Genomic DNA, 1,659 nt, shown 5'->3' with positions numbered 1-1,659 from the left:
GGATTATATCGTCCTGTTCAAATCCCATTTCTCCAGGTAATCAGCAACGCGCCGAACAAATGATCCGCCCAGCGCACCATCAACCACACGGTGATCATATGATAACGACAAGAACATCATGTGACGGATTGCGATAACATCACCCTCAGGGGTTTCAATTACAGCCGGTTTTTTCTTGATAGCACCTACTGCCAGGATAGCTACCTGCGGCTGATTAATAATAGGCGTACCCATCAAATTGCCAAACGAACCTACGTTGGTGATAGTAAAGGTACCATCCCGTACATCATCCGGCAGTAGTTTTCCAATCCGGGCCCGGTTTGCGAGATCATTTACTGCCTTGGTTATCCCAAGCAGGTTTAGTTGATCGGCTTTTTTAATTACAGGTACAATAAGGTTACCACTTGGCAGTGCTGTTGCCATACTAATATTGATATTAGCCTTTTTAATGATCTGTGTGCCGTTAACGGTAATATTGATCATTGGAAAATCCCTGATCGCTTTAACTACAGCTTCAATAAATATCGGGGTGAAGGTTATTTTTTCGCCTTCACGTTTTTCAAAGCTATTCTTTATCTTTTCGCGCCATAGCACCAGGCTGGTTACATCGGCTTCAACAAACGAGGTAACATGTGGCGAGGTATGCTTGCTCATCACCATATGATCGGCAATAAGGCGGCGCATCCTGTCCATTTCAATTATTTCATCACTACCCGAAACTGAGCTTACCGATGAAGGTTCACTTACTGCTGGTTTTTCTGCCGGCGTTGCAGCTTTTGGCGCTTCTGGTATTGGAGCTGTTGCCGGCTCACTTGCGGGTACTGCAACACTTGTTGCTTCAACAGAACCATTTTCACTGATAACCGGCGCGCTCCACGCAGGGTGCTGTACAGCTGATTGAGTTTTTTGACCAGCCGGTGTTTGCTTATACTCAATATAACTTAACAGATCATCTTTGGTAAGGCGGCCTTCCGAACCAGTTCCCGGGATACTATCAAGTTCATTAATACCGATACCTTCCTGGCTCGCAATATTGCGTACAAGAGGTGAATAAAACCTTCCTTCACTTTTAAATGCCTGCTCATAAACCGAAGCACTTTTTTGTTCGAGTTGACTAATGCCAGGAATATCTGCCGGCACCGCAATTGCCGGTGTTTCTTCAGTTACTTCGGGGGTTTCAGCAACGGGTGTTTGTTGTTCGGGTTGCGCTTCTATTGATGCAGGGGCCTCCTCAGCGGGAATATGTTCCACAACCGGGTTTTGTTCWTCTATGTTAGTGTGTTGCACTAATGAGGGTTCCTCTACCGGGGGGGCCGGATGTACTTCTGACACAGGAGTTGCCTCTTGTTCTTCAGTTTCTATAATTGCAATTATTGCTCCTACCTGTACTACATCATCAACCTGGTAAAGTTGTTGTACCAATTTACCAGATACAGGAGAAGGCACATCAGAGTCAACTTTGTCTGTAGCAATTTCCATTACTGCTTCGTCGGCATCAACGCGATCTCCTGGATTTTTATTCCATTTAATTACGGTTGCTTCTGCAACGCTTTCTCCCATTTTTGGCAATAACAGTTGGTATTGGGCCATTTTTACAATTTATACTTTTGCCCAAAATTATGCATTTTGAGCCTTAATCTGCAACTTCTGTTAGCAAAG

Annotated in this window: 1 protein-coding gene; it reads right to left on the bottom strand. The window is 44.6% G+C overall.

What is annotated here, in order from left to right:
- Window positions 1–3: 3 nt before the first annotated feature.
- Complete coding sequence (locus AC1DPZ_RS26740; protein WP_477409224.1) at window positions 4–1,590, bottom strand: dihydrolipoamide acetyltransferase family protein; 1,587 nt, start codon at window positions 1,588–1,590, stop codon at window positions 4–6.
- Window positions 1,591–1,659 lie beyond the last annotated feature (69 nt).

The organism is Mucilaginibacter sp. P4_G9, assembly GCF_056400985.1.
Note: the sequence above shows the minus strand (reverse complement) of the source record. Positions and strands in the feature narration are given on the sequence as shown.